Source organism: Anaerosalibacter bizertensis, from assembly GCF_009696605.1.
Classification (GTDB): Bacteria; Bacillota; Clostridia; order Tissierellales; family Sporanaerobacteraceae; genus Anaerosalibacter; species Anaerosalibacter bizertensis.
On record NZ_VULR01000011.1, the window covers coordinates 1 to 24,317 of the forward strand.

General features: G+C 28.6%; 26 protein-coding genes and 1 other annotated feature. Of the genes, 22 read left to right on the forward strand and 4 right to left on the reverse strand.

What is annotated here, in order from left to right:
• The first annotated feature begins 139 nt into the window (after nt 1–139).
• Both pdxS and FYJ27_RS08535 read left to right on the forward strand, forming a co-directional pair.
• Nucleotides 140–1,009, forward strand: a complete 870-nt coding sequence (pdxS, locus tag FYJ27_RS08530) for a pyridoxal 5'-phosphate synthase lyase subunit PdxS (RefSeq protein ID WP_154484432.1) — start codon at nt 140–142, stop codon at nt 1,007–1,009.
• Between the two features lie 151 nt (nt 1,010–1,160).
• On the forward strand, nt 1,161–1,913 hold the full coding sequence (locus tag FYJ27_RS08535; protein WP_154484433.1) for a YwaF family protein: 753 nt from the start codon (nt 1,161–1,163) through the stop codon (nt 1,911–1,913).
• 41 nt (nt 1,914–1,954) lie between these two features.
• On the opposite strand, the gene FYJ27_RS08540 is transcribed toward FYJ27_RS08535, so the two are convergent.
• Nucleotides 1,955–2,965, reverse strand: a complete 1,011-nt coding sequence (locus FYJ27_RS08540) for an ABC transporter substrate-binding protein (protein ID WP_154484434.1) — start codon at nt 2,963–2,965, stop codon at nt 1,955–1,957.
• A 94-nt stretch (nt 2,966–3,059) separates the two neighbouring features.
• Between FYJ27_RS08540 and pgsA the strand changes: the two genes are divergently transcribed.
• The 5 genes from pgsA to FYJ27_RS08565 all read left to right on the forward strand — a co-directional run bounded on the left by pgsA (nt 3,060) and on the right by FYJ27_RS08565 (nt 9,321).
• Nucleotides 3,060–3,596 (forward strand): CDP-diacylglycerol--glycerol-3-phosphate 3-phosphatidyltransferase, encoded by a 537-nt coding sequence (pgsA, locus tag FYJ27_RS08545; protein ID WP_154484435.1) that lies wholly within the window; start codon nt 3,060–3,062, stop codon nt 3,594–3,596.
• 61 nt (nt 3,597–3,657) lie between these two features.
• Nucleotides 3,658–3,875, forward strand: a binding site (T-box leader).
• Nucleotides 3,876–3,918: 43 nt separating this feature from the next.
• Entirely contained in the window at nt 3,919–6,570 is a 2,652-nt protein-coding gene (locus FYJ27_RS08550; RefSeq protein WP_326831062.1) for a valine--tRNA ligase, read from the forward strand.
• Between the two features lie 151 nt (nt 6,571–6,721).
• Entirely contained in the window at nt 6,722–8,014 is a 1,293-nt protein-coding gene (locus FYJ27_RS08555) for a bifunctional folylpolyglutamate synthase/dihydrofolate synthase (RefSeq protein WP_154484437.1), read from the forward strand.
• Nucleotides 8,015–8,072: 58 nt separating this feature from the next.
• Nucleotides 8,073–8,294, forward strand: a complete 222-nt coding sequence (locus FYJ27_RS08560) for a hypothetical protein (RefSeq protein ID WP_154484438.1) — start codon at nt 8,073–8,075, stop codon at nt 8,292–8,294.
• Nucleotides 8,295–8,385: 91 nt separating this feature from the next.
• Entirely contained in the window at nt 8,386–9,321 is a 936-nt protein-coding gene (locus FYJ27_RS08565) for a YncE family protein (RefSeq protein WP_154484439.1), read from the forward strand.
• 3 nt (nt 9,322–9,324) lie between these two features.
• Here the strand turns inward: FYJ27_RS08565 and FYJ27_RS08570 are convergent, their stop codons facing one another.
• On the reverse strand, nt 9,325–9,852 hold the full coding sequence (locus FYJ27_RS08570; RefSeq protein WP_154484440.1) for a DUF4364 family protein: 528 nt from the start codon (nt 9,850–9,852) through the stop codon (nt 9,325–9,327).
• 91 nt (nt 9,853–9,943) lie between these two features.
• Complete coding sequence (locus FYJ27_RS08575; RefSeq protein WP_154484441.1) at nt 9,944–10,150, reverse strand: alpha/beta-type small acid-soluble spore protein; 207 nt, start codon at nt 10,148–10,150, stop codon at nt 9,944–9,946.
• Between the two features lie 211 nt (nt 10,151–10,361).
• On the opposite strand from FYJ27_RS08575, the gene pdaB reads away from it, so the two are divergent.
• From pdaB to FYJ27_RS08600, 5 genes are all read left to right on the forward strand, one after another.
• Complete coding sequence (gene pdaB / locus FYJ27_RS08580; protein ID WP_229775515.1) at nt 10,362–11,141, forward strand: polysaccharide deacetylase family sporulation protein PdaB; 780 nt, start codon at nt 10,362–10,364, stop codon at nt 11,139–11,141.
• Between the two features lie 35 nt (nt 11,142–11,176).
• Entirely contained in the window at nt 11,177–12,244 is a 1,068-nt protein-coding gene (locus FYJ27_RS08585) for a Mur ligase domain-containing protein (RefSeq protein WP_154484442.1), read from the forward strand.
• Between the two features lie 93 nt (nt 12,245–12,337).
• Nucleotides 12,338–13,021: a single-stranded DNA-binding protein gene (locus FYJ27_RS08590; RefSeq protein WP_154484443.1), complete on the forward strand. Its 684-nt coding sequence runs from the start codon at nt 12,338–12,340 to the stop codon at nt 13,019–13,021.
• Nucleotides 13,022–13,163: 142 nt separating this feature from the next.
• Entirely contained in the window at nt 13,164–14,078 is a 915-nt protein-coding gene (locus FYJ27_RS08595) for a tyrosine-type recombinase/integrase (RefSeq protein WP_154484444.1), read from the forward strand.
• A complete protein-coding gene (locus tag FYJ27_RS08600) occupies nt 14,078–14,791 on the forward strand; it encodes a helix-turn-helix domain-containing protein (protein WP_154484445.1) in 714 nt (237 codons plus the stop codon). The genes FYJ27_RS08595 and FYJ27_RS08600 overlap by 1 nt, the downstream gene beginning before the upstream one ends.
• Before the next feature lie 136 nt (nt 14,792–14,927).
• Here FYJ27_RS08600 and FYJ27_RS08605 read toward each other — a convergent pair whose 3' ends face one another.
• Nucleotides 14,928–15,146, reverse strand: coding sequence for a helix-turn-helix domain-containing protein (locus FYJ27_RS08605; RefSeq protein ID WP_154484446.1), 219 nt, complete (start codon nt 15,144–15,146; stop codon nt 14,928–14,930).
• A 247-nt stretch (nt 15,147–15,393) separates the two neighbouring features.
• On the opposite strand from FYJ27_RS08605, the gene FYJ27_RS08610 reads away from it, so the two are divergent.
• The 10 genes from FYJ27_RS08610 (at nt 15,394) to FYJ27_RS08655 (ending at nt 24,290) form a co-directional block, all read left to right on the forward strand.
• The gene (locus tag FYJ27_RS08610; protein WP_154484447.1) at nt 15,394–15,555 is read left to right on the forward strand and encodes a hypothetical protein; all 162 of its coding nucleotides are present in this window, start codon (nt 15,394–15,396) and stop codon (nt 15,553–15,555) included.
• Nucleotides 15,555–15,776, forward strand: coding sequence for a hypothetical protein (locus FYJ27_RS08615; RefSeq protein ID WP_154484448.1), 222 nt, complete (start codon nt 15,555–15,557; stop codon nt 15,774–15,776). Before FYJ27_RS08610 ends, FYJ27_RS08615 begins: the two co-directional genes overlap by 1 nt.
• A gap of 991 nt (nt 15,777–16,767) precedes the next feature.
• Nucleotides 16,768–19,842 carry an RNA dependent RNA polymerase gene (locus tag FYJ27_RS08620; protein WP_195839107.1) on the forward strand — a complete coding sequence of 1,025 codons (3,075 nt, stop codon included), beginning with the start codon at nt 16,768–16,770 and terminating at the stop codon, nt 19,840–19,842.
• A gap of 81 nt (nt 19,843–19,923) precedes the next feature.
• Nucleotides 19,924–20,199 (forward strand): hypothetical protein, encoded by a 276-nt coding sequence (locus FYJ27_RS08625; protein ID WP_154484450.1) that lies wholly within the window; start codon nt 19,924–19,926, stop codon nt 20,197–20,199.
• Nucleotides 20,200–20,279: 80 nt separating this feature from the next.
• Nucleotides 20,280–20,459 (forward strand): hypothetical protein, encoded by a 180-nt coding sequence (locus FYJ27_RS08630; RefSeq protein WP_154484451.1) that lies wholly within the window; start codon nt 20,280–20,282, stop codon nt 20,457–20,459.
• A 370-nt stretch (nt 20,460–20,829) separates the two neighbouring features.
• A complete protein-coding gene (locus FYJ27_RS08635) occupies nt 20,830–21,012 on the forward strand; it encodes a hypothetical protein (RefSeq protein WP_154484452.1) in 183 nt (60 codons plus the stop codon).
• A 433-nt stretch (nt 21,013–21,445) separates the two neighbouring features.
• The gene (locus FYJ27_RS08640; RefSeq protein ID WP_154484453.1) at nt 21,446–22,846 is read left to right on the forward strand and encodes a hypothetical protein; all 1,401 of its coding nucleotides are present in this window, start codon (nt 21,446–21,448) and stop codon (nt 22,844–22,846) included.
• A gap of 94 nt (nt 22,847–22,940) precedes the next feature.
• The gene (locus tag FYJ27_RS08645; protein WP_154484454.1) at nt 22,941–23,108 is read left to right on the forward strand and encodes a hypothetical protein; all 168 of its coding nucleotides are present in this window, start codon (nt 22,941–22,943) and stop codon (nt 23,106–23,108) included.
• A gap of 1 nt (nt 23,109) precedes the next feature.
• Nucleotides 23,110–23,343 carry a DUF5659 domain-containing protein gene (locus tag FYJ27_RS08650; protein ID WP_154484455.1) on the forward strand — a complete coding sequence of 78 codons (234 nt, stop codon included), beginning with the start codon at nt 23,110–23,112 and terminating at the stop codon, nt 23,341–23,343.
• Nucleotides 23,344–23,390: 47 nt separating this feature from the next.
• Nucleotides 23,391–24,290 carry a hypothetical protein gene (locus tag FYJ27_RS08655; protein WP_154484456.1) on the forward strand — a complete coding sequence of 300 codons (900 nt, stop codon included), beginning with the start codon at nt 23,391–23,393 and terminating at the stop codon, nt 24,288–24,290.
• Nucleotides 24,291–24,317: the final 27 nt, after the last annotated feature.

The following is a 24,317-nucleotide window of genomic DNA, read 5'->3' on the forward strand; positions in this document are numbered from 1 at the left end:
TATGGCTAAGATAAGAAGCCAAAGAAATGTATTTAATGATTAGAAAAGAAGACTATATTAGTATCTAAGAAATTGATAATTATTACAGTGGAAAACTGTAATTTGATTATAACTATATTGTACAAGGGGGAGTTATTTTATGGATAAGAAAATAATAGAATTGAATGAAAAGTTAAGAGGCGGGGTAATAATGGATGTAGTGAATGTAGAACAAGCCAAAATTGCTGAAGAAGCTGGTGCAGTAGCAGTTATGGCACTAGAAAGGGTTCCTGCAGATATTAGAAAAGATGGCGGAGTAGCAAGAATGTCTGATCCAAAGTTAATAGAAGAAATACTAGAAGCTGTTTCAATTCCTGTAATGGCAAAGGTGAGAATAGGTCATTTTGTAGAATCACAAATTCTTGAAGCTATAGGTGTAGATTACATAGATGAAAGTGAAGTGTTAACACCTGCAGATGATAATTATCATATTGATAAAAAAGAGTTTGAAACACCTTTTGTATGTGGTGCAAGAAATTTAGGAGAGGCTTTAAGAAGGATTGGAGAAGGGGCATCAATGATAAGAACAAAAGGAGAGGCTGGAACAGGAAATGTAGTAGAAGCAGTAAGACATATGAGAACTGTTATGTCACAAATTAGAAAGTTAGAAAATATGCCTAAAGAGGAACTTATGACTGCTGCAAAGGAAATGGGTGCTCCTTATGATTTGGTTTTATATGTAGCTGAAAATGGAAAATTACCTGTAGTTAATTTTGCAGCAGGAGGTATAGCTACACCTGCAGACGCGGCTCTTATGATGCAACTTGGTTGTGATGGAGTATTTGTAGGTTCAGGTATTTTTAAATCCTCAAATCCAGAAAAAAGAGCTAAAGCTATTGTAGAGGCTGTAAGAAATTATGATGATCCTAAAAAATTAGTTGAAGTATCAAAAAATTTGGGAGAAGCAATGGTAGGATTAGAAATAAGTGAAATTGCAGAAGAAAATTTATATGCTAAAAGAGGTATATAGATTTTTCTAATATATAAAATGCTTAGTGAAAAATATAATATTTTGTAGTATAATTTTTATAGGAATTTATCCAATTATAAATTTAGGATAAATTCCTATACTTTTTTATAAATAATATTTACATATGAATTAGGATATAGGGAGGTTGTATATGATAAAATATTTTTTTAGAGGTACACCAGATGGATATATTTTTCCAAATGGTTCAAGAATACATTGGATTATGATGGCGTTTATTTTAATGGGAGTAGAATTGATAATAAAATATAGAAATGAATTGAGAGAAGATAAGTATAATAAGATATTTAAAGTTTTTATGATTACAATGCTGTCCATACAGCAAATCATTCTATATTTATGGTATGAGTTTTCAGGATATTTTACAATTCATGAAAGTTTACCCTTATATAATTGTAGGGTGGCGATTATTTTTACTATTTTCGCACTTATTAGTAATAAGGATTTTTATAAAAACATTTGCTGTTATTGGGGAATCATTGGTGCAATATCGGCCCTTGCTTTTCCAACGGTAGATCCTTTTAAATTTCCTCACTACACCGGGTTATCATTTTTCTTAGGACATGCATTGTTATTATGGTCGGGAATATATTTATTGGTAGTTGAAAGACATGATATAGGTAAAGAAAGTTTATTTTCCGTACTAATCTTTACAAATGTCTATCATTCAATAATATTTATTTTCAATATATTGACTAGTTCTAATTATTGCTATTTAAATAGTCCACCTTTTTCTATTGGAATTATAGATAATATGAATCAATTAATATATACTTTTACTGCTTTTAATGGATTCAATATATTTTTTATGATATTTTATTTAATGTATAAAATATTGCGTATGTATCGTTTAAAGAGGAAAGATGTTATGAAATGTAGCAAATAAAGACAGTTAAATTGTTTTTATTTGCTACATTTTTTATTCAATTACTTAGTTATTTCTTTCATAGCCTTTTTAGCAAATTTATCTGTAACAATCTTATTATAGTCTGCCCTTTCTTCTAGTTCTCCTGCCATTTCCATAATATCCATCATATGATTTAGTCCATCTTCTGTAAGAAGCAGATCTGGTTTCCAAGTATCTTGTTCTTTGTATCTAGTGATAAGGGCAATTAAAACCTCATCATCAGTATCAGGAAATTGTGGCTTTACAGCTTCAGCTATTTCTTCTACACTATGGGATTGCACCCAAAGCATGCCCTTATATATGGCATTAGTAAATTTTTGAATTGTATCTTCATTTTTTTCTATATAGTCTTTTGTTGCTGAATAGCAGGTATAAGGAATATATCCAGCTTCTTTCCCTATAGATGCAACTACATATCCTTTTCCTTCTTTTTCTAAAGTAGCAGCGACAGGTTCAAAAAGTGCTACATAATCTCCTTCTCCTCCGGTAAAAGCTCCTGCCATAACATCAAATTGAATGTCAGTTCTTACATTTACATCAACGCCTGGTTCTAATCCATGTTTTTTAAGTACATATTCTAAAGTCATTTCAGGCATTCCACCTTTTCTTCCTCCAATAATAGTTTTTCCTTTTAAGTTTTTGAAATCGAAGTCTTCTTCTTTTTCTCTTCCTACAAGGAAAGAACCATCTTTTTGTGTTAATTGTGCAAAGTTAATAGCATAGTTTGTTTTACCTTGGTTATAAACATAGACGGAGGCTTCAGGTCCCATAAACCCAATATCTGCTTCTCCACTTAGTAGAGCAGTCATACATTTATCTGCTCCTTTTCCATTAATAAGTTCAATGTCGAGACCTTCATCTTCAAAAAATCCTTGGGTTATAGCTACATATTGAGGGGTATAAAATAAAGAATGTGTTACTTCTATTAGTTTAACAGTTTTTAAATTATTTTTTTTACATCCAGTTAAACTAAAACTTATTAAAATTGTCAATACTAATACCAAGGAAAAGAGTTTAAGCTTTTTATTCATTAAAATCCCTCCTAAAAATTTATGGAGACTAGACTATTTTTATTATATGATTATAATAGATAAAGGGTTACAAAATAATAGAAAGGGGAATTATATGAATTTAGCAAATGGTCTTACTTTAACTAGAATTTTCTTAATACCTATTTACTTATTGTTTTTTTATTCTACACTTGAAAAGAGGATAGTTTATGCAGGGATAGTACTTATAGTTTCAGGAATAACAGATATGTTAGATGGTTATGTTGCAAGAAAATATAATATGGTTACAAAACTCGGAACAGTGTTAGACCCTATAGCAGATAAACTGACTACTTTTGCAGTTCTTGCAAGTTTTACTTCCTATGAATTAATTTCTCCTTGGGTTCTAATTGTGCTAGGTATTAAAGAGTTAGCACTTATAGTAGGAGGAGGAATATTATATTGTTCTGATGATAAGAAGGTTATACCTGCAAATAAGTTTGGAAAAGTAGCTACTGTTTCTTTTTATATAGCAATAATTTCTGTAATATTATCTTTACATCAAACAGCAATAAACACTTTATTCTATATTACTATATTTTTTCACCTCCTAGCTTTTTTAAATTATCTATCTATATTTAAAGGTGTTATGGCAGATAAAGATGAAGCTTAAATTGTTGACAAATGAGAATTGTTTTTTATATAATAACTATTAAATAGTTAAATAACATTATATTTATACTGTGAAGAAGAGGAGTAGGTAAATATCCTATATAGAGAGAAAAGTCCATAGGCTGAAAGACTTTTTTAGGCAATGTTTACTGAAGGTAGCTTCTGAGTATTCAAATTGAAATCCAGTAAATTTGAACGGCAAATACCGTTATATATTTAAGAGCCATAGTGTTAGCTATGGAATTAGGGTGGTACCGCGAGAATTTCCTTCGTCCTTATATTTTGGATGAAGGTTTTTTTATATATAAAAGGAGGAAATGAAAATGATTGAGAATTTGCCTAAGACTTATAATCCAAAAGATTTTGAAGAAAGAATATATAAGTTTTGGAATGAGGAAAGATATTTTGAAGCCAATGTAAATAAGGAAAAAGAGCCTTTTACAATTATGATGCCTCCGCCAAATGTTACCGGAAATCTTCATATGGGTCATGCTCTAAATAATACAATACAAGATATATTAATAAGATGGAAGAGGATGGAAGGATATGAAGCATTATGGCTTCCAGGTACAGATCATGCCAGTATATCTACTGAAGCTAAGGTAGTAGAGAAGTTAAAAAAAGAAGGAAAAAGCAAGGAAGAATTAGGAAGAGAGAAGTTTTTAGAAGCAGCATGGGATTGGACTAGAGAGTATGGGGGCAATATAAATAACCAATTGAGAAAGCTAGGTATTTCTTGTGATTGGTCTAAAGAAAGATTTACATTAGACGAAGGTCTTAGTAATGCTGTAGAAGAAGTATTTATAAGACTTTATGAAAAAGGCCTTATCTATAGGGGAGATAGAATAATAAATTGGTGTCCAAATTGTAAGACAGCTATCTCGGATGCAGAAGTAGATCATGAGGATTCTCATGGACATTTTTGGCATATAAAATATCCTATAAAGAATAGTGATGATTTTATAATAATTGCAACTACTAGGCCAGAAACTATGTTGGGAGACCTAGCTATAGCAGTTCATCCAGAAGATGAAAGATATACTAATCTAATTGGAAAGTATGCTATACTTCCATTGGTAAACAGAGAAATTCCTATAGTTGCAGATGAATATGTAGACATGGAGTTTGGTACTGGTGCTGTTAAAATAACACCATCTCATGATCCAAATGACTTTGAAGTTGGATACAGACATAATTTAGGTCAATGTAAAATTATGAATGATGATGCTACAATAAATGAAAATGGTGGAAAATATGAAGGCCTCGATAGGTATGAAGCCAGAGAAAGAATAGTTGAAGATTTAGATAAGGAAGGATATCTATTAAAAACAGAAGATCATGAAAACAGTGTAGGTCATTGTGAAAGATGTAAAACTGTAGTTGAACCTATAATATCTAAGCAATGGTTTGTAAAAATGGAGCCATTAGCAAAGCCAGCTCTTGAAGCTTATAGAAATGGAGAATTGGATTTCATTCCTGAAAGATTTGGAAAGATTTATTCCCATTGGTTAGAGAATATTAGGGACTGGTGTATATCAAGACAACTTTGGTGGGGACATAGACTGCCAGTATATTATTGCAGAGATTGTAATGAAATAATGGTTTCAAAAGAAGCTCCAGAAAAGTGTAATAAATGTAATAGTACTAATATTTATCAAGATGAAGACACTCTTGATACTTGGTTTTCCTCAGCATTATGGCCATTTTCAACTTTAGGTTGGCCAGAAAACACAGAGGAATTAGAATATTTTTATCCTACTAATGTATTAGTAACTGGATATGATATTATATTTTTCTGGATTGTTAGAATGGTTTTTTCTGGTATAGAACAAATGGGAGAAGTTCCATTTAAAGATGTATTTTTAACTGGTCTTGTAAGGGATGAACAAGGTAGAAAAATGAGTAAATCTTTAGGAAATGGAATCGATCCATTAGATGTTATAGATGAATATGGTGCAGATGCCTTGAGGTTCACATTGATAACAGGTAACTCTCCTGGTAATGATATGAGATTTTATATGGAGAGGGTAGAAGCTAATAGAAATTTTGCAAATAAACTTTGGAATGCTACTAGGTTTGTTCTTATGAATTTAGATGAAAATATAATAAGTGAAAAATTAAATTTAGAAAACTTAGAAGAGGAAGATAGATGGATATTATCTAGAATGAATAATGTAACTAAGGAAATTACAGAAAATCTATCTAAATATGAAATAGGGATTGCTGGACAAAAGTTATATGATTTTATTTGGGATGAATACTGTGATTGGTATATAGAAATGGTTAAACCAAGGCTATACGGAGATAATGAAGAAAGCAATAAGGTAGCTCAGAAAGTTCTTTTAATTGTATTGAAGGATATTTTAAAATTGCTCCATCCTTTTATGCCATTTATAACAGAAGAAATATGGAGCCATTTACCTGAAAATAATGAAGTACTAATTGTTAGTTCTTGGCCTGTATATGACGAGAAATACAATTTTAAAGAATCAGAAGAAAGAATAATATATATAATGAAAGCAATAAAAGGCATTAGAAATGCAAGAGCAGAAATGAATATAGCTCCTTCAAGAAAATCTAAGATTATATTTGTTACCAAAGATGAAAAAGTTAAATCTATATTGGAATATGGGGAAAGATATTTTATAAATTTAGCTTATGCTCAAGATATAGAAATAGAAGAAGATAAAGAAAAAATAGGTGATGACAATATACAAGTAGTAATTGATAGGGCTGAAATATTTTTACCATTGAAGGATTTAATTGATTTTGAAAAGGAACTAGAAAGATTAGAGAAGGAAAAAGATAAACTAGAAGGTGAATTAAAAAGGGTTAGAGGAAAGCTTTCAAATAAAGGATTTGTAAATAAAGCTCCTGAAAATATAGTGGAAGCCGAACGACAAAAAGAGGTTAAATATAGTGATATGATGGATAAAGTGCTGGAAAGAATTAAATATGTAAAAGAAAATATGTAAATATTATTTAACAAATAGCTGGGTCATATGACCCAGCTATTTGTTAAATAAGTTAAATATATCTTAAACTAAATATTCTATTATAGTAGTGGGACTTCTAATATGGTAAAATTATATTTAGGTAAAATATGTACTTAGGAGGAAATTGAAGATGAACTATGAAGAGGCTTTGGATTTTATTAATGGAGCAGAAGGGCTAGGTTCTAAATTAGGATTAAAAACCATAGAAAAACTAATGAATGAGTTAGGAAATCCTCAAAAAAATTTAAAATATATTCATATTGCAGGCACTAATGGAAAAGGGTCTACGGCCTCCTATATTTCTAAGATATTGGAGGAATCAGGTTATAGAGTAGGCATATTTACATCTCCTTATTTAGAAAGATTCAATGAAAGGATACAAATAAATGGAAAAGATATACCTGATGAAACTTTTGCTAAAATCACTGAAAATGTTAAAGAAAAAACCGAAAAAATAGTTAGTGAAGGTTTTCCTCATCCTACTGTATTTGAGCTTATTACTGCTATTTCTTTTTTGTATTTTAAAGAAGAGAATGTAGATTTTGTAGTGTTGGAAGTAGGATTAGGTGGAAGATTAGATTCTACAAATGTTATAGATGGCTCTTTACTTTCAGTGATAACTACTGTTGACTATGACCATATGAATGTATTAGGAGATAGCTTGGATAAAATAGCTAGAGAAAAGGCTGGTATTATTAAAGAAAATGGAACAGTCTTATCTTATCCACAAAAAGATGAAGTGTTTAAAACTTTAAAGGAAGTATCAAAGGATAAGAATGCAGATTTTTCAGTATGTCCAATAGAAAATATAAATGTGAAAGAATTAAATGAATATGGAGCAGTATTTGATTTTAAATATAAGAATGATATTTTCGAAGATATGAAAATTAATCTTCTAGGTCTACATCAGGTATATAATGCATCATTAGCAATATCTGCAATAGCTATATTAAGAAATAAAGGGCTTATAAAAACAAGTAATGAAGAGATAAAAAGAGGTTTGACAAATACTTTTTGGAAGGGCAGACTTGAAGTATTGAGAAGGAAACCTATATTTTTAATAGATGGAGCACATAATTTGCAAGGCATAAAAACTTTAGTAAAATCATTAGAGCTTTTCAAATACAATAGATTGATATTAGGTATGAGTATTTTGAAGGATAAAGACTTTAGCCATATGGTAGAAAATATAGCTCCTTTAGCAGATGAAATAATAATTACTGAAATAAATAATCCTAGAAAAATGGATGCCGAAAATTTAGCTAAAGAGGTTGGAAAGGCTAATAAGAACATGATAATAGAAAAAGATATTAAAAAAGCTATAGAAAAATCTTTGAATATAGCCAATAAAGATGATTTAATTGTATTTGCAGGCTCTATATATCTAATAGGAGATGTAAGAAAGATACTATTAAATAATTAGTAATTAGTAGGACTTTTTAGGAATATATATTAATATATATCGTTCCTAGGAGGTCCATATGAATGTAATAGAATTTCCAGCTTTTAAAAAATGGAAAGATGAAGAATTAGTAGAAGTTACTTGTAGAAAAATGGCTAGATTAAAATCTTTATTAGAAAAAGAAAACAATGAAGACTATTGGGAAGAAGTTATGATAATAAACTCTATGATAATAGAAATAAAAAAGAGAAACCTAAAGATAAATGAAGAGAAGTTAATTGAAAATATATTAAAAAAATAGATGCAATTTTGCATCTATTTTTTTAATAATCACCTTCATTTCAACTAATGCATAGATTGTATATATAGGAGTTGGAGGTGAAAAATTAGCAATGGAATGGAAAGTAGTTGTTGCAAATACAGGAGAAGGTTCTATTACAATTATTGATTTTAAAAATGATTATGAAATAAAAGATATATCTTTTATTTCTTTATTAGATAAAGCAAAAGGCATTGATATATGTTTAGATAACCAACCTATTGGACCTTGGGATATAGCTTTAGATAGAGAAAAAAACAAAATATATTTAGCCAATGCTTATAATAACTCAATTTCTAAAATTGATATGAATAAAATGAATATAGAATCTATATTAGCTGTAGGAAAATTTCCCTCTACTATAAAAATTTATGATGGATTTATATTTGTATTGAATGAAGATTCAAATTCAATTTCTATAGTAGATAAAAAAAGTTTTAATCTTATTGGAAATATATCTGTAGGAGATAAACCAGAGGATATGGAAATATATAATTTTTCCAAAAAAATATTTATAGCCAATGGTAATGGACATAGTGTAGACATAATAGATCTAGAAAACAATAAAAAGGAGAAACTTATACTGAGTAATAATCCCATTAGATTATGTTTGGAAAAAGAGTATATGTATATACTTTCTCATTCCAATGAAAGCTTTTCAGAACATAGCAATATCTCTATAGTTAGATTAGACAATTTAAGTATTGTTAAAAGTTTAGATATTGAAGGAGTCTGCAATAATATGTTAAAACTTAGGGAAAAAGACATATTATTTTTGACAAGCCTTCAAGATGGACATTTATATAAAGTAGATTTGAAGGCTAACAAAATAATTAAAAAAATTTATTTGGAAGGAATGCCAAATAAAATTTTTTGGGATGGGAATAAATCCTTGCTTATAACTAATACGTCAAAGGACATCTTAACTATTTTTAATATATTTAATAATAAAGTGATAAAGAATATAAAAGTAGGCTCAGAACCAAATGGCTTGATCATAATTAAGTAAACTTTATTTTATTAGAGTGTTCAATATCTCTTGATAAATTTTATCTGGATTCGATTTCCAATTATTGCAAATCATTTTTGCTTGTTCGCTAGATACAACGTTTAGATAGAGACTAAATAATGTAGAATCTTTTTCTACTAATTTTAAATTTACCACATACTCATTTTTATTTTTTTTAAAATAGTCTCCAATTATTTGTGTTTCTCTTTTTAGTTCTTCTTTTTTTACTTCGAATTTTTTGTCTATATCATTTTTTATTTCATCAGGTATCTTATGAATAAAATAATTTAGAGTAAGTTTTCCTTTTTTCAATATAGTATATCGTTCTTTTTCTTCTTTCCTAGAATATTCAATGAATTTAGATCTTGTTAACTCACTTAAAAACTGTTGAACTAAAAAATAATTCATATAGTTATTTTCCAATACGAATTCAGTTATTTGTCCATTTGTAAGAGGAATCTCAGACTTATCTATTATATAGAGTAAGAGAAGTTTATTTTGAGCAAGTTCTTCGGTACTATCAATAAACATTCTAACACCTTCTTTTAAAAAATAATATTATTTTAAATTATATCATATTAAAAGGAGAAGTGAAAACTCACTTCTCCTTTTATAAGGAATTTTATTTTCCAGTCATTTGTCTTTGTGCATCTTCAACAAGTTTTTTTACCATGTATCCTCCTACATATCCATTTTCCCTGGAAGTTAAATTCCCTTTATCTATACTATTATAATTTTCAATTCCCAATTCATTTGCAATCTCAACTTTTAGTTCATCTAAGGCTGTTCTTGCTTCTGGAACGACTATTTTATTATTTCCTCTTGCCATTTTTCATCCTCCTTTGAAATCTTTTTTAGGAGTTGCAGTATTAATTTAACCTTTATTAATAAATATATCCTAGTATTATGTGGGCGTTTTTTTATTTTAACACTTAAAAGTAAAAAAATATAATATTTTCATATTCTACAATCATATTATGTAGTATATAGTGAAGTAATATTTAAAATTATAAAATAGATTTTGGATAGGAGTGAATAAATTGCATAATTCTAATATGAACAAAAATATGACTGCGAGAATTTTTATAGTTGTTATTATTTTATGTATTTCAATTGTCTATACTAGTTTTACCAATAAGATGAATATTGTAGAGGTTTTTTCTAACAAAAAAGAAGTACCAATATATTCAGTTGAGACTGAAGAGAAAAAAATTGCTATTAGTTTTGATGCTGCATGGGGCGATGAATACACTAATGACATATTAGACATACTAGATAAATACGAGGTAAAAACTACTTTTTTCTTAGTTGGGTTTTGGGTAGACAAATTTCCAGAAAAGGTTAAAGAAATTGATGAAAGAGGTCATGATGTAGGAAATCATTCTACAAGCCATCCTTATATGAGTAAACTTTCAGAGGAGCAAATATTAAAAGAATTAAATAAGACAGGGAATAAGATCAAAGAATTAACTGGAAAAGAGCCAACGCTTTTCAGACCGCCTTTTGGAGATTATAATGATAGACTTATAAAGGTTTGTAGGAAAAATAATTATCATGTTATACAGTGGGATGTAGATTCTTTAGATTGGAAAGAATTAGGTGTTCAACCAGTAGTAGATAGGGTAACTAGAAATGTGCAAAATGGTTCTATTGTCTTATTTCACAATAATGCGAAGTATGTGAAGGAATATCTACCATTAGTAATAGAAGAGCTTCAAAAAGATGGATATGAAATAGTACCTATTTCTGAGCTTATATATAAAGAAGATTATTATATGGATAATACAGGCAGGCAACACAAGGAAAAGAATAAAAACTAGAAGTTAACAATGAAAAACTAGAAGGAGTGTGGAACATGAAAAATCAAAAGATGAGTTTAATTGGAGTAGCTGAAGAGAAGAGAGGCAATATAACTTTTGGTATGATAAGAGATATTTTTATAAATTCTGGTTTTTCCTTAGTATATGAAAATAAAAATATAGTTTTTTTAAGCTTTAATGAAAACAATTATATAGGAATAATAAATTTTTCACTTAAAAATTTAAAAGATCTTTCTAGTTTAGGATTAAAATTTAATGTTATTGTATATGCAGATATTGGATATGAAACTTTGCTATCTAAGGAAGTAAAAAAAAGTTTTGCTTCTTTAGATAGTATTATTGTATTGAATATAGATGATGAAAATAATATTAAATTATTGGAGGGAAATAATAAAGCTTTAGTTATAACCTATGGTTTAAATAATAAGGCTACAGTTACTGCTTCTAGTTTAGATATAAATAATTTAATAGAGTTTAATTTTTGTCTTCAAAGAGAAATTAAAACGTTAAAAGGAGATGTTATAGAACCCTTAGATTTTCCTGTGGAAATAAATTTTTTTGGAAAGGAATATATATATAGTGCCTTAGCCTCAATAATTGTAGGATTATGCTATGGCTTGTACATAGAAAATATTAGAGATGGATTATTGAATATTAAAGGTTTTGATAGGAAGATGGAAAAAGTATACGAGGGAAGTTTTACAATTATAGATAATTTTTGTTTAAATCCAGTAGACTATAGCATTGCTTTTGAAAATATTCAACATTTAAAATATAAAGATATAGTACTTTTAAAAGGTATCGAGATAGATCAAGGAATTTATACAATTAAAAAAAACTTAGAGATAGTGTTGAATTGGGCTCCTATACTTGGAATTAGAAGAGTTGTTTTTTTTGTAGATAAGAAAGATAGTTTGATAGAAAAAAATATAGAACATCTATTTATTAAAAATGGAATTCCCTATAATATATATTATAATTTGAAACATTGTTTAGAATGTGAACTTAAATCTATAGAAAAAGATGATATTTTCCTATTATTAGGTAGTGACTTATTAAATAACTCTAAAGATATATTGCTAAATCAATTAAATAGCCAGTAAATCTTAAAATAATTCATATTATGGAAGCTTTTTGAATAGATATAAAAATAGGTTATCCAAAAAAACACAAGAATAAGGGGGAATGGAGACTCAATGGTTGATAAGATAACAGATACAAATAAAGTTATAATTGTTGGAAAAGTAGTTTCTGAAAAAGAGTTTAGTCATGAGATGTATGGTGAGGGTTTTTACAATTTTGAATTAGGAGTACCAAGACTTAGCGATTATATTGATATTCTTCCTGTAACTATCTCAGAAAGGTTGCTTGTAAATATTGACTTGGTGAATGGAAAATACGTTTTAATTGAAGGACAATTAAGATCTTATAATAGATACGTAAATAATTCTAATCGATTGGTCTTAACTGTATTTGCTAGAGATATATATGAACCTAAAGATGAAGAAATTGATGAACTACTAAAAAAGCCAAATGAAATTTTCATTGATGGATATATATGTAAACCTCCAGTTTATAGGACCACACCTTTTGGCAGGGAGATAACAGATTTACTTATAGCTGTTAATAGGCCTTATAACAAGTCTGATTATATACCATGTATATCCTGGGGTAGAAATGCTAGGTTTTGTGAAAAATTATTAGTAGGGGATCATGTGAGATTGTGGGGAAGAATTCAAAGTAGAGATTATCAGAAACGGCTTTCCAATGGAGAAGTAATTACAAGAACTGCTTATGAAGTATCTATATCTAAGTTTGAATACATAGAAAATGATAATAATAGGCAGAAAGAAGAAGAGGAAGCAGTAGAAACGAATTAATATTGTTATGTTGAATTTATTAAAATCCTATTTTAATCTAACAATACTCAAAGGGTTGAAAGCAATAATCTAGTATTTTACAATGTTTTAGGTAGCCATGCTTTTCTATATGTATTGTTTGAAATAGAAAGGTGTGGTTATTTTGTTGTTTAAAGAAGCAATGATGGAATTTATCTTTGACTGTGAAGTTGAAGGATTAGCAAAAGAAACTTTAAAAAATTATAGTTATAATGTTAAAAAATTCTTACAGTTTGCAGAAGAGAACGGTGTGTGTGCAGTAGAAGACCTGAATCAACAACTGTGTAAAAAATATGTAATATATCTAAGAAGAGAAGGCTATGAAGAAAGTTATATTAACACTACAATTACAATTAGCAATTTGTTTTTAGCATACTTGTATCAAGAAGAATATATTGATGTGCCATTAGGTATGAACCTAATCAAAGAAAAAGATAAAGTTATTAAAACTTTTACAGACGAAGAGGTACATGATATGTTGCAAACATTCAAGAAAAAGAGAAGTTATATAGATATGAGAGATAAAACTATGATGATGATGCTTGTTGATACAGGAATTAGAAATAGTGAAGTATGCAAATTAAGAACAACAGATATAAAAGATGATATGACTTTATTTATAAGAGGAAAAGGTAAAAAAGAAAGATATGTACCATTTTCTCCTGCACTAAAAAAACAAATGATGAAATATGAAAGAATTAAAGATAGTTATTTCCTTGACCACTTTGATTTACCTGAATATTATTTTTTAAGTAAAAGTGGAGAACAGATCACAAGATTTGTCCTCCAATGGATGGTTGCCAAAGCAGGAGAAAAAGCGGGAGTAGATAAGGAAAAATGTTTTCCTCATAATTTCCGACATTATTTTGCAATATCATCATTAAAAAATGGATTAGATTTATATAGTTTATCACGTGTTTTAGGTCATAGTGATATACAAACAACAACTGTATATGCGTCTAGTATACGAGATGAAGAAATACAAGAACTAACTGTTAAATCAAGTCCCCTTATGAACTTGAAAGGGGGTAGAAGATAATGACCACCTACAATATAACTAATCATAATGTATTAGATATGCTGACAGGCTATGAGGTGACCGTATACGAGAAAATTAAACGCTTTATGGACTTTACTACTCTAAAAGCGGAAGTAAGCATTAGACGACTAGCAGATGAGTGTAAACTAAGTAAGAATACTGTTATAAAGTATATTAAAAAATTAATCGATAAAGGGTTATTATTAAAAAGGAAAGAATGGGATGATAAAGAAAATCAATACAAAACTAATCAGTATTATTTTATAGCAGAATTAGGAAAAAGTTATGCACATGTGGTTCAAAAGAAAAAGAAGGTAGTTCAAGAGAAAGGACAATACAAGAAAACTAATAGAACTGATGTGATTGACCCTCAAACAATCAAGGAAGAATTGATAGAAAAATTTGGACAAAACATAGTTAATCAAGCATTATTACAAATGAAGTATGCACTTGAAAGAGGAACTCATATTATTAATATAAAAGCCTATTTAAGCAAGATATGTGCTAATATACAAGCACAACGAGAGATGTGTAAGGGTATTAGTCAAATAAGCAATAAAAAGTCCGCCAACAAAGGAATTAAAGCAAAGAAAAACTCCCCCAAACTTGGTGGATGGGGAAGTTCTTCAATAAGTCATGTTTCTTCTAACTATTCTAATGATGAATTAGAAGATATTATGCTTAAAAAACGATTTAAAAAATATGGATTTTAAGTAAATTCCTTAAAGGAAATTACACCATATAAACATTGTTAGACCAGTTATTACCATTTACAAAAATATGGTAGTGAGTGGTCTATTAGTGTTTATATTTTTATTATATAATAACTAAATAAAAAAGACAAGGATATTATTCCTTGCCTTCTGGAATGTATTCAATTAAATCTGACAAATTACAATTAAAAGTATCACACAGTTTTAATAATGTGCGTAATTCTACTTTCTCTACTTCATTTTCCTTATATAATCTATTAATAGCGTTTCTACTTAGCCCAGACAATTCCATTAATTCTGCTACTGTATCTATTTTATGTTTTGCCATCTGCATCCTTAACTTTACCTCTAGCATATATACACCTCCTTATATATTATATTACCATGAAGAATCATTAATTACAACTATAAGACATACAATTAACCCCATAAGGTTAAAAATGGCTTGACATAACTTTATAAGGTGTGATATATTATAGATAAGGACACTTAATATATGTATATCTAAATTAGTTACCCTTACAAGGTTAATAAGTAACTTGACAAAGACATAAGATTATGATATACTAGAATTAGAAGGTAAGAAAAAGGAGGAGAAGGGAATGAGGGTTCAAGAGTTTCTAGACATTATGCAGAAGGTTAAATCTTTCAAACAAAAAATGGATAGGGAAAATATAAATAAACAACATCAAAAAATAATATTGAAGATATACATTACAGAATTAACAGATCGAATTAATGTTGATATGTTAGAGGTGATTTAATGTTAAAAATAAATAATTACATGGAAAATGAAAAACCGCATTGGATTCTTGAAACAGATGATGCAGTAATAAAAGTTGCTTTAGAAGAAAAATTAAAAGAAATGATAGAAAGAAATGAACGTATTATAGCAAGTGATTTTGAAACAGATATAGAATATAAAAGAAAATTAGCAGAAGAGGTAAAAAGATATAAGGAGTATTTAATAGAGTTGTCCAGATAAGGGCAACTTTATTTTTTATGTAAATAGTTCTAAAAACACTAAACAGATGTACATAATATAGTGAAAGCGAGATATTTTAACAAAACGCAACAAAGTGCTTAGCAAGCATAGATATATTAATAGGGGGGTATTTTTAACAGGACAATAGTAACAAAACATCAAGCAGAATCACTATATAGTAATAGGAAGGGGTGCATTTTACATCTATGAGAGACGATGAAAATTTAACATGACAATAGTGTAAAAACACTAAGCAGAAGTAGTATAACTTTATAGAGGGGGATAGTATTTTAACAAAAAGAATAGATATAAACCCCGAGCAGATGTACATAATATATTGAAAGCGAGATATTTAACAGGACAATAGTAACAAAACACCGAGCAGATGTAGTATATATTAATAGAGAGGGTATATTTAACATGACAATACTACATAAACACCGAGCAGATGTAGTATATATTAATAGAGAGGGTATATTTAACATGACAATACTACATAAACACCGAGCAAGCATAGATGAACTATAGGGGAGGTAGTATTTTAACATGACAATACTACATAAACACCTAGCAGAATCACTATATACTATAGGGAAGGGGTGTATTTTACATCTATGTGAGACGATGAAAATTTAAGATGTATAGAAAAAGACTTTTAGGGGGTAAAATGACTACTTTCCGACAAATATAGTGAAGGTAGGAAAATTTAACATAATTTGCTTGACAAAGTGCTTAGCAGAACTACAATCTTATATATAGAGGGGATAGTATTTAGCATAAAACACTAAAGTTTTATTTTATTATGCCGATAATATTAGTGAAGGCAACACAAAATCACTTGACAAATTGTGCCAAGCGTGATACTATAGAATTATATGCAGTTCAAATATCTAATCTTACTACATTCATATCTACTATATATTATACTCAGATTTGTGAAATTGTCAAGTGTTATTTAAAAATAAATATTAATTTAAAGGGGGAATTAGTTATGTGTCAATTAAAAAGTTATAAATTATATGCATTTACAAATGAGGATATAAAAGGTGACAAGATAGTAACAGATACATCTGCACAATTAAAAGCAAGAGAAGTAAGATTAACAGAAAATATCATGATTAAAGCGTTTAAGAGATATAAAAATGAAAAATTTAATGATAATGAAGTCGACACAGATTTAATTAAAGTTATGTTATCTAGTGATTTTGATACAGCGATGAAACAATGCAAATCACTCAAATTAAAAAATAAAGAGTACGTTGCATGGTTTGCGACACCTAGTATGATGAAAAAAGAAGATAAAGACAGTAATAGTAAATGCGAGATGTACTTCATCAATAAAAAATATGAAGATTTTGCCGCTGAATTTGAATATCTTATCAGTTTAGGTAAAATAGAAGATTATTACGGAACAGATCAGGTAATTAACAAAGAATTATCCCGTATAGCACTTGCAACAAGTTCAAGTTATGAAACTAGTTTAATACCAAATATCGTGATATTACCAGAATGCTCACACAAAATTATTTCTGATATTGTAACTATTGAGAATGATGAAGTAGTTACAAAGAAGGATTATGAGATAGAATCAACAATTTTTGATGGGTGTGGGGTAATGAACATGGAGTTTGCGGAGCAGATTAAGAAAGAATTAGGGGCTGAACATGATGTATCACTTGCAGGAATTAGAATGTACAATGGGTTAGCAGTCAAAGGACTTGTTACATCTATAGACTTCAATAAATACTTCAATGAATTTTACACACATGACACAGATTACTTCAAGAAAGAAAACGGTAAATTCTACATCAAAGATATGTACGGGTACTGGCAATGTACAGAAGATGTGGACATGATACTAAATGAAAGTCAATGCAAATGGGCTAAAAACTTCGATAGTATGACAGAAATAGAAGAATTACTTAATAATGACGAGTTTAAAGGGTATAAAGACCTATTAAGCCACTTATACATAACAAAAATTAATAAAGCGGATGATGAAATAAAAGAATATACACGAAGCAATTATCAATTATTAGCAAATTTAGCAATCACAGAGAAAGAAATTGATAAGTTATCTGCTGAAACAGAAAGAATATACCGAGAAATCCTTGCAGGTAATGAGGATATAATCCGTATTTTTTGGGGCGACATTATTGAAGAGATTGAGAACGCTAAAGATATGAGTATGAGTACAAAAGCACAAGAATTACTTACATTTAATCCAGAATTTATCAAGTTAGGTTATGTAAAAAGGGCAATTGGTCGAGTTGTTACGAAAAAAATAGAAGAATTGTGTGCAGGAAAATTCTACATAAGAGGAGATTATAAGACGCTGACTCAAGATCCTATTAGTTTTCTTGATTGGATTATGAATCGTACAGATAATACACTCACAAAATGCAAAAATGGACTTCAAGCAAATAAATTCTATTGTAGCAGTATCCCTAAAGGCGAAATTAGAACAATATCAAGAAATCCACTTAACTCATTCTCAGAAATATTGAATGTAGAACATGATACAAATGACGTGATAGACAAGTACATATCACATTACAGCAAAGAAATATATGTATTTAATGCTTATGACCTTACACCTCATATCATGTCAGGTTGTGACTTTGACCTCGATATAGCATTTGTAGTTGATGAAGAGATAATAAGAAATAGTGTTGTTGAGGATTTGCCTTTCGTGAACTTAGATGATGTAGAACAAGAAGAAAATAAAGGATTAATGAAGTTTACCCCATATAATCGACTGTATGCGACTTTAAAGGCGTCAGGTAACCTGATAGGTAGTCTAGCATTAAGCGGTGCAGGAGTAAGTAATTATGCGACTAATGCGGGATATAAGATGTATGAGTATGAAGACACTACTATTGACTATGATTCATTATTAGAACGATATTTTAACAGTGATAAAGTGCCAGAAAAACATAAGAATTGGGACAAGTTTCAAGAATTAATGTCACACTTTACATATGTAGAAAATTATTATGATGAAGAAGAATTAAAAGAACAAATTCGAGAAGGTTTATATTACTACCGAAAAGAAAGTTATCAACTACGAAATTTACAAATGATTGCAATAGATGCTCCAAAGACTCTTATTCTTCCAAAAATTCCTCAAGAATTAAGATTTAAAAGACCTCGTTATTTAAAATATATTAAAAAAAATTATCTGAACAATAAAAATACAAAGAATATTGCAAATGCACTAAATATTCATGCGACTAGAATTGCACATGAGTTATTAAGAGATGACATAAAATTAATAAAATCAAGCGATAATAAGAGATTAATTAAGAAATATTTAGCGAATCCAGATTTTGCGGCAGAAAATAAACGAGAATATGAAGAATGTAAAGAAATAATAACTAAACTATACGAAAAATATAAAGAAAAGAAAATGATTAATAAGAAATTTAATGATGCATTGATACAAATTTCAGATGAACAGAAGAAGAATAAGGTTAAGAAAGCAAGATTAAAGAAAATGCTGGAGATAGAAGCGGCAGTAATGCTTATTGCTGATAGGATCATAGAAAAGTATGACATAAAATTAATTAGTCACGCTTTAGCCATGCTAGAGTGTTCAGAATCGTTTATATTCAACTTTTTCTATAGTACTGTTGCAACAGTATTAAAAGAAAAAAGTAAGCACTGTAATCGTGTATCATACATAGAAAGCGAAGATGGAGATATTAATTATTTACATAAGAGATATAAGAAAGTTGTTATTAATAGTACTGACAATATAGAAGAATTGCATAGAGAGAATAGAGAAAAAACTAAAGAAAAATTAGCGAAATTAGACGATAGTTTTGAACATCAAGTAAGAGTATGTATTACTCACGATATAGATGAGATACCAAAAAAGGCAACAATTAAAACACAGATATATCGTAATGTAGTACAGCCTGTATTGGACAATATTGGCTTTATATATCAAGAATATAATGCTATAGATGATTATAGAGAATTGACCGATTTTGAAGGTACGGAAGTTAATATTAGTGTTATAGATAAGAAGAATAATAACGCTACATTGGTATTGAGTGTTTAGTATATTGGCGTGCTAAGCCGCACGCCTACTGTGGTGAGAGATAGGATATTACACTCTCAAAATATATAAGGGGGAATTTTAATGGACAATAAAGAAATTAAATTTGATGATGAGTTATTAATAGAATTAGAAGAAGATGAGATAGTTTCAATTGATTTTACTCTGGATGAGGTTGACAGTTTAATTGAAGAACTGTTAAAAATTGAGAAATTATTAAAGAATGGAACAAAATACATAAAAGAAAAATATGAAGATACAGAAGATGGAGATTTCTATATTAGACTACACAAAAACAGAATTGAATTAATAGAAGATACAATTGTAAAGTTTATGAAAGAAAGTCAATCATGGGGATAATAATTAAATAGATATTTACATGGTTGGGTGTATGATATAAGTAATACACCTAACCCAAAATATATAAGGGGGACGATAGCATGGATAAAGTTTATATATACAACTTAAAACAAGCATTCTATTACATACAGCAAGGATTGTTACCAATTGCGATAAATAAACATAACAAAACAGGAAAAATATTCTTTGTATTTGATAAAGAAAAATCGAGTGATTTATACGGCGAATGGTTAAATGATGCAGAAATTAAAACAATATAAAAGACGATTACAGTTTTGTCAGTTGTAGGTGACAAAATCGTATTCGAGTCGATTACAGTTTTGTCAGTCCTAACTGACAATTCTGAGGAAGTCGATTACACTTCTGTCAGTTGGAGGTGACAAAACTGTATTGTATAATTAATACTATAATATAATATTACTATAATATATAACGAGTAACTATCAATAGTCGAAATGTCTATACGACATTTGCGATTGTGAGAGAATTTTTTGTTCAATATTTATATTTATTTTTCTGTTTTCTATCTAGTAGCAAAGGGGTAAACCCCTTTACAAATCCCCACTTTTTCAACATGAATGTTTGTTTGTGAGGGGAAAATATTAATTATTAAATTTTTGGAGGATGATAATGATGGATAAGGATATAGTTATTTTTAGTGCAAGAGTAGCAAAAGATTTAATTAGAAACAATTTTCATGTAATAGATATACAACAAAATAAACAATGTAAATTAAAAACTGTATTTTATTTTAAAGATACAGAAAAAACAAGAAACTATCTTGAGCGTAAGCATAATATTAAGATAAAATAATATTTATTTGACTATGATAAGTATAGTAAAATTATGTACTTAAATAAACCACTTAATTATATTACATATAATAAATATAGACCGACTATGATAAGTATAGTAAAATTATGTACTTAAATATAGTCGACTATATTTAAGTATAGTAAAATTATGTACTTTCAATAGTATAGTAATAGATACTAATAAATAATAGATACTAAGTAATATACACACTCTTTCGAGATGTGTTTGTTAATAATATTTTTTATACATAGATAACTATAAGTAAGGGGAAACCCCTTACCAACCCCCACTCTTACATCATACAAATTTTGTTTGTTATGGGGGAATTTAAACAACAAATAAACAGGAGGTAATATTTATGTTTGCTATTGTTAATAATATTTTTAGACATGATTTAGAGCAATATGATAAAAAATTTACAGAGAATCATTTGTTAGTGTTAGTGTATATGCAAAAGTTTAAAAATTATAATGAAGAAATAAATTTTACATTTGGATGGTTATTTGATGATTTAGAAATTAATTCTTATAAATTGCAAAAAGATTTAATTAATTGTTTTGATGATTTAGTAGAATTAAACTTAATAACTCTTATAAAAAATGTTAATAAGATTAATAAAAATACTAGATTGCAAGTCAAGTTATCAATTTATAATGATAGATTTACACAAATACAAATAAATGAAATTGATAAAATATTGAATCTTGATGAGGACATAAGGACTAAAAAAACAATGTTATTTTTATATACAGATATTGCTAGTTGGATTGATTCAAAAGGTTACTGTTATGTTCCTTATGAGTATATGAAAAAAGATCTAAATACTACAAGTGATAATAGAATTAGTGATGCTTTGCAAAAATTAAAAGATAATAAATTAATTGATTATGACCGAATAGGACAAGTTTTAATCGATGGAAAAATACAAGAAGGAAACAGTATATATGTATTATGTTGTCAAGAAAAATATAAAGATATATTACAACGTGGTTTAAATAATAGAAGGCGACAATTAGAAGAAGGTAAGGCAAAAATATATCGTAGTAAAAACGGTCAATTAAAACGGAAATTGATGGGACTAATTAATCATCGTAGAGCAAAATATCATGACAATACAATTACAAATAAAGAGTTCAAAGAACTAGAAAAATATGAGAGAGAATATTTTAAATTAATTAAAGATAATAAAAATTTACTTGAAGAGAAAAAAGATGATTTTATAACCATTGAAATTGTTGAAGATAGTGAGATTGAAAATGAAGTAGTCGACGAAGTATCGACTACTGAAGATGATAATAAAAATAATACTGATTGGGATGAAGAAGTCAGTATTAACGATATGATTAATGATTTGTTTGGTGTTGATGAAGATGAAAGTATTGAGATTACTGAAAATTATATTGAAAAAGAAGATTCAATTTGTGATGATGATGTTGTTGTTGTTGAAGAGAATGAATCAGATGAAGAAATTATTAAGCATGAAATAGATAATTTTAGAAGTTTTTATAAACATATTAGTGAAGAAGCGTGTGAGAAGTTGTTTAATGAAGATGAAGAAATAGTACATATATTGAATAGTTCAGAATTTACAGATGCGACAATAGAAAGTAAGCACGAGCAATGTCAAAATATGTTAGTTAATTCTCTTAATCAATTGCAACAAATACAAAGCAAATTAGATATGCAAGAAGAAATAGAAAAATATAATGATATGTTTGTTGACGTTGTTGTTGAAGAAGATGTAAGTGAAGTAGATAGTAGAGAGCAACAGTATTACGATATGATGTCATGCGACGTTGAACTTGATGATATAGACGAATTATTCGCTTAGTATATTTTCAACTCGGGTTGAAGTAATAGAGGGCTAGATATATTTTGTGTCTAGTCCTTTTTAGCGTGTCTAATAAAAAGGAGGAATGATGAAGATGGACAAGTATCTAGAACAAATTAACATTAATTGTACAGAAAGAATCAAGGAAATGGAGAAAATGGCTAAAAAAATGAAGGAATATAAGAGAAAAGAAGAAACAAAACAGATAATAAGAGATTGTCAAAATAGAAGTATGTTACTAAGACAGATGAGGAGGGGATAGAATGAATAAGGAAGAAAATAGAATATATAGTATCAATAAAGCGGTTTGGTTAATCAGTCAAGGTGCTAAATACACTATACATAAAGATGAGGAAAGAAAGGATATAGTATATTTTGTATTTCCTCATCAGGATTTGAGTAAAGAAATAAAGGAATACTATGATAATAAAGATTTACAAGACTTTATTAAGTGTTTTAGGGAAATTAAAAAGGAAATGCACAATCACATGGGCTAGTTAGTACTAGTCTTTTTTAATGCAAAAAATTAAAGGGGGAAGTTATGATGAGTAGGGAAAAATTTGAGAAAATAATAGAGGGAAAAGAATATAGTGTTATGCAAGATGATATAGATAGTTATTTATCTTCAGCACTATTACAGAAGTATAGAGGTATCAGGAATGTGGGAATATATGATTTTAGTAAATTAATGTTAGATAAGCATACATACATAAATAATAAAAATAAGATTGTCGGTGTTGATGTAGATTTTGCGAATTATATTAATATACCTTCAGTGTCTAATCACGTGTTAAAGGTCAGAGAAGGTCAAGAAGTTAATAGTTTAAGTGTAAATAACCACATTACATACAATTATTACGATAAGAGTTTGTTTAGCACGACATTATATCTATATTATTTGCTTGCTATACCTTTACCAAAATCGGAATTAGGAAAAATGATATTATTGGCGATAGATAGTACATATTTGAGTTGGTATAAGTATACTAGTCCTTATAACTTGGCGATAAATGAATTAAGTTATTATACAATACAAAATAGGAAAACGTTAACAGGATATTTAGAGCAATATGGTATGACAGAAATGATTGATGTGTTGAATAGACGTACAGAAAAAGACTTTCAGAAGTTGCAAAATATATTAGGTATTAAGAGACAAATAGAAGTAATAGAGATGTTACCTGGTTGGTGTCACTTTGTAGATGAGAAGAAACTTTATCAAAGTGGAAAATGGGACAAGGTATTGGAGATACTGGGGCTTGATAGAGTTGAGTTTGTACCCGTATATGACAAAGTAGTATATGCAGAAGCAAAGCAGTGTAGTACAAACTTTTTCAAAGAGAATAGGCTGAATGACAGTCGATTGTTGAGTTATGCGAGGACAGGCAAGGATAAAGTAAAGTATTCATTGATATGTGATGATGTTGATGAGGAAATAGCATAATAGATATTATCATAAATGATAGTAAGG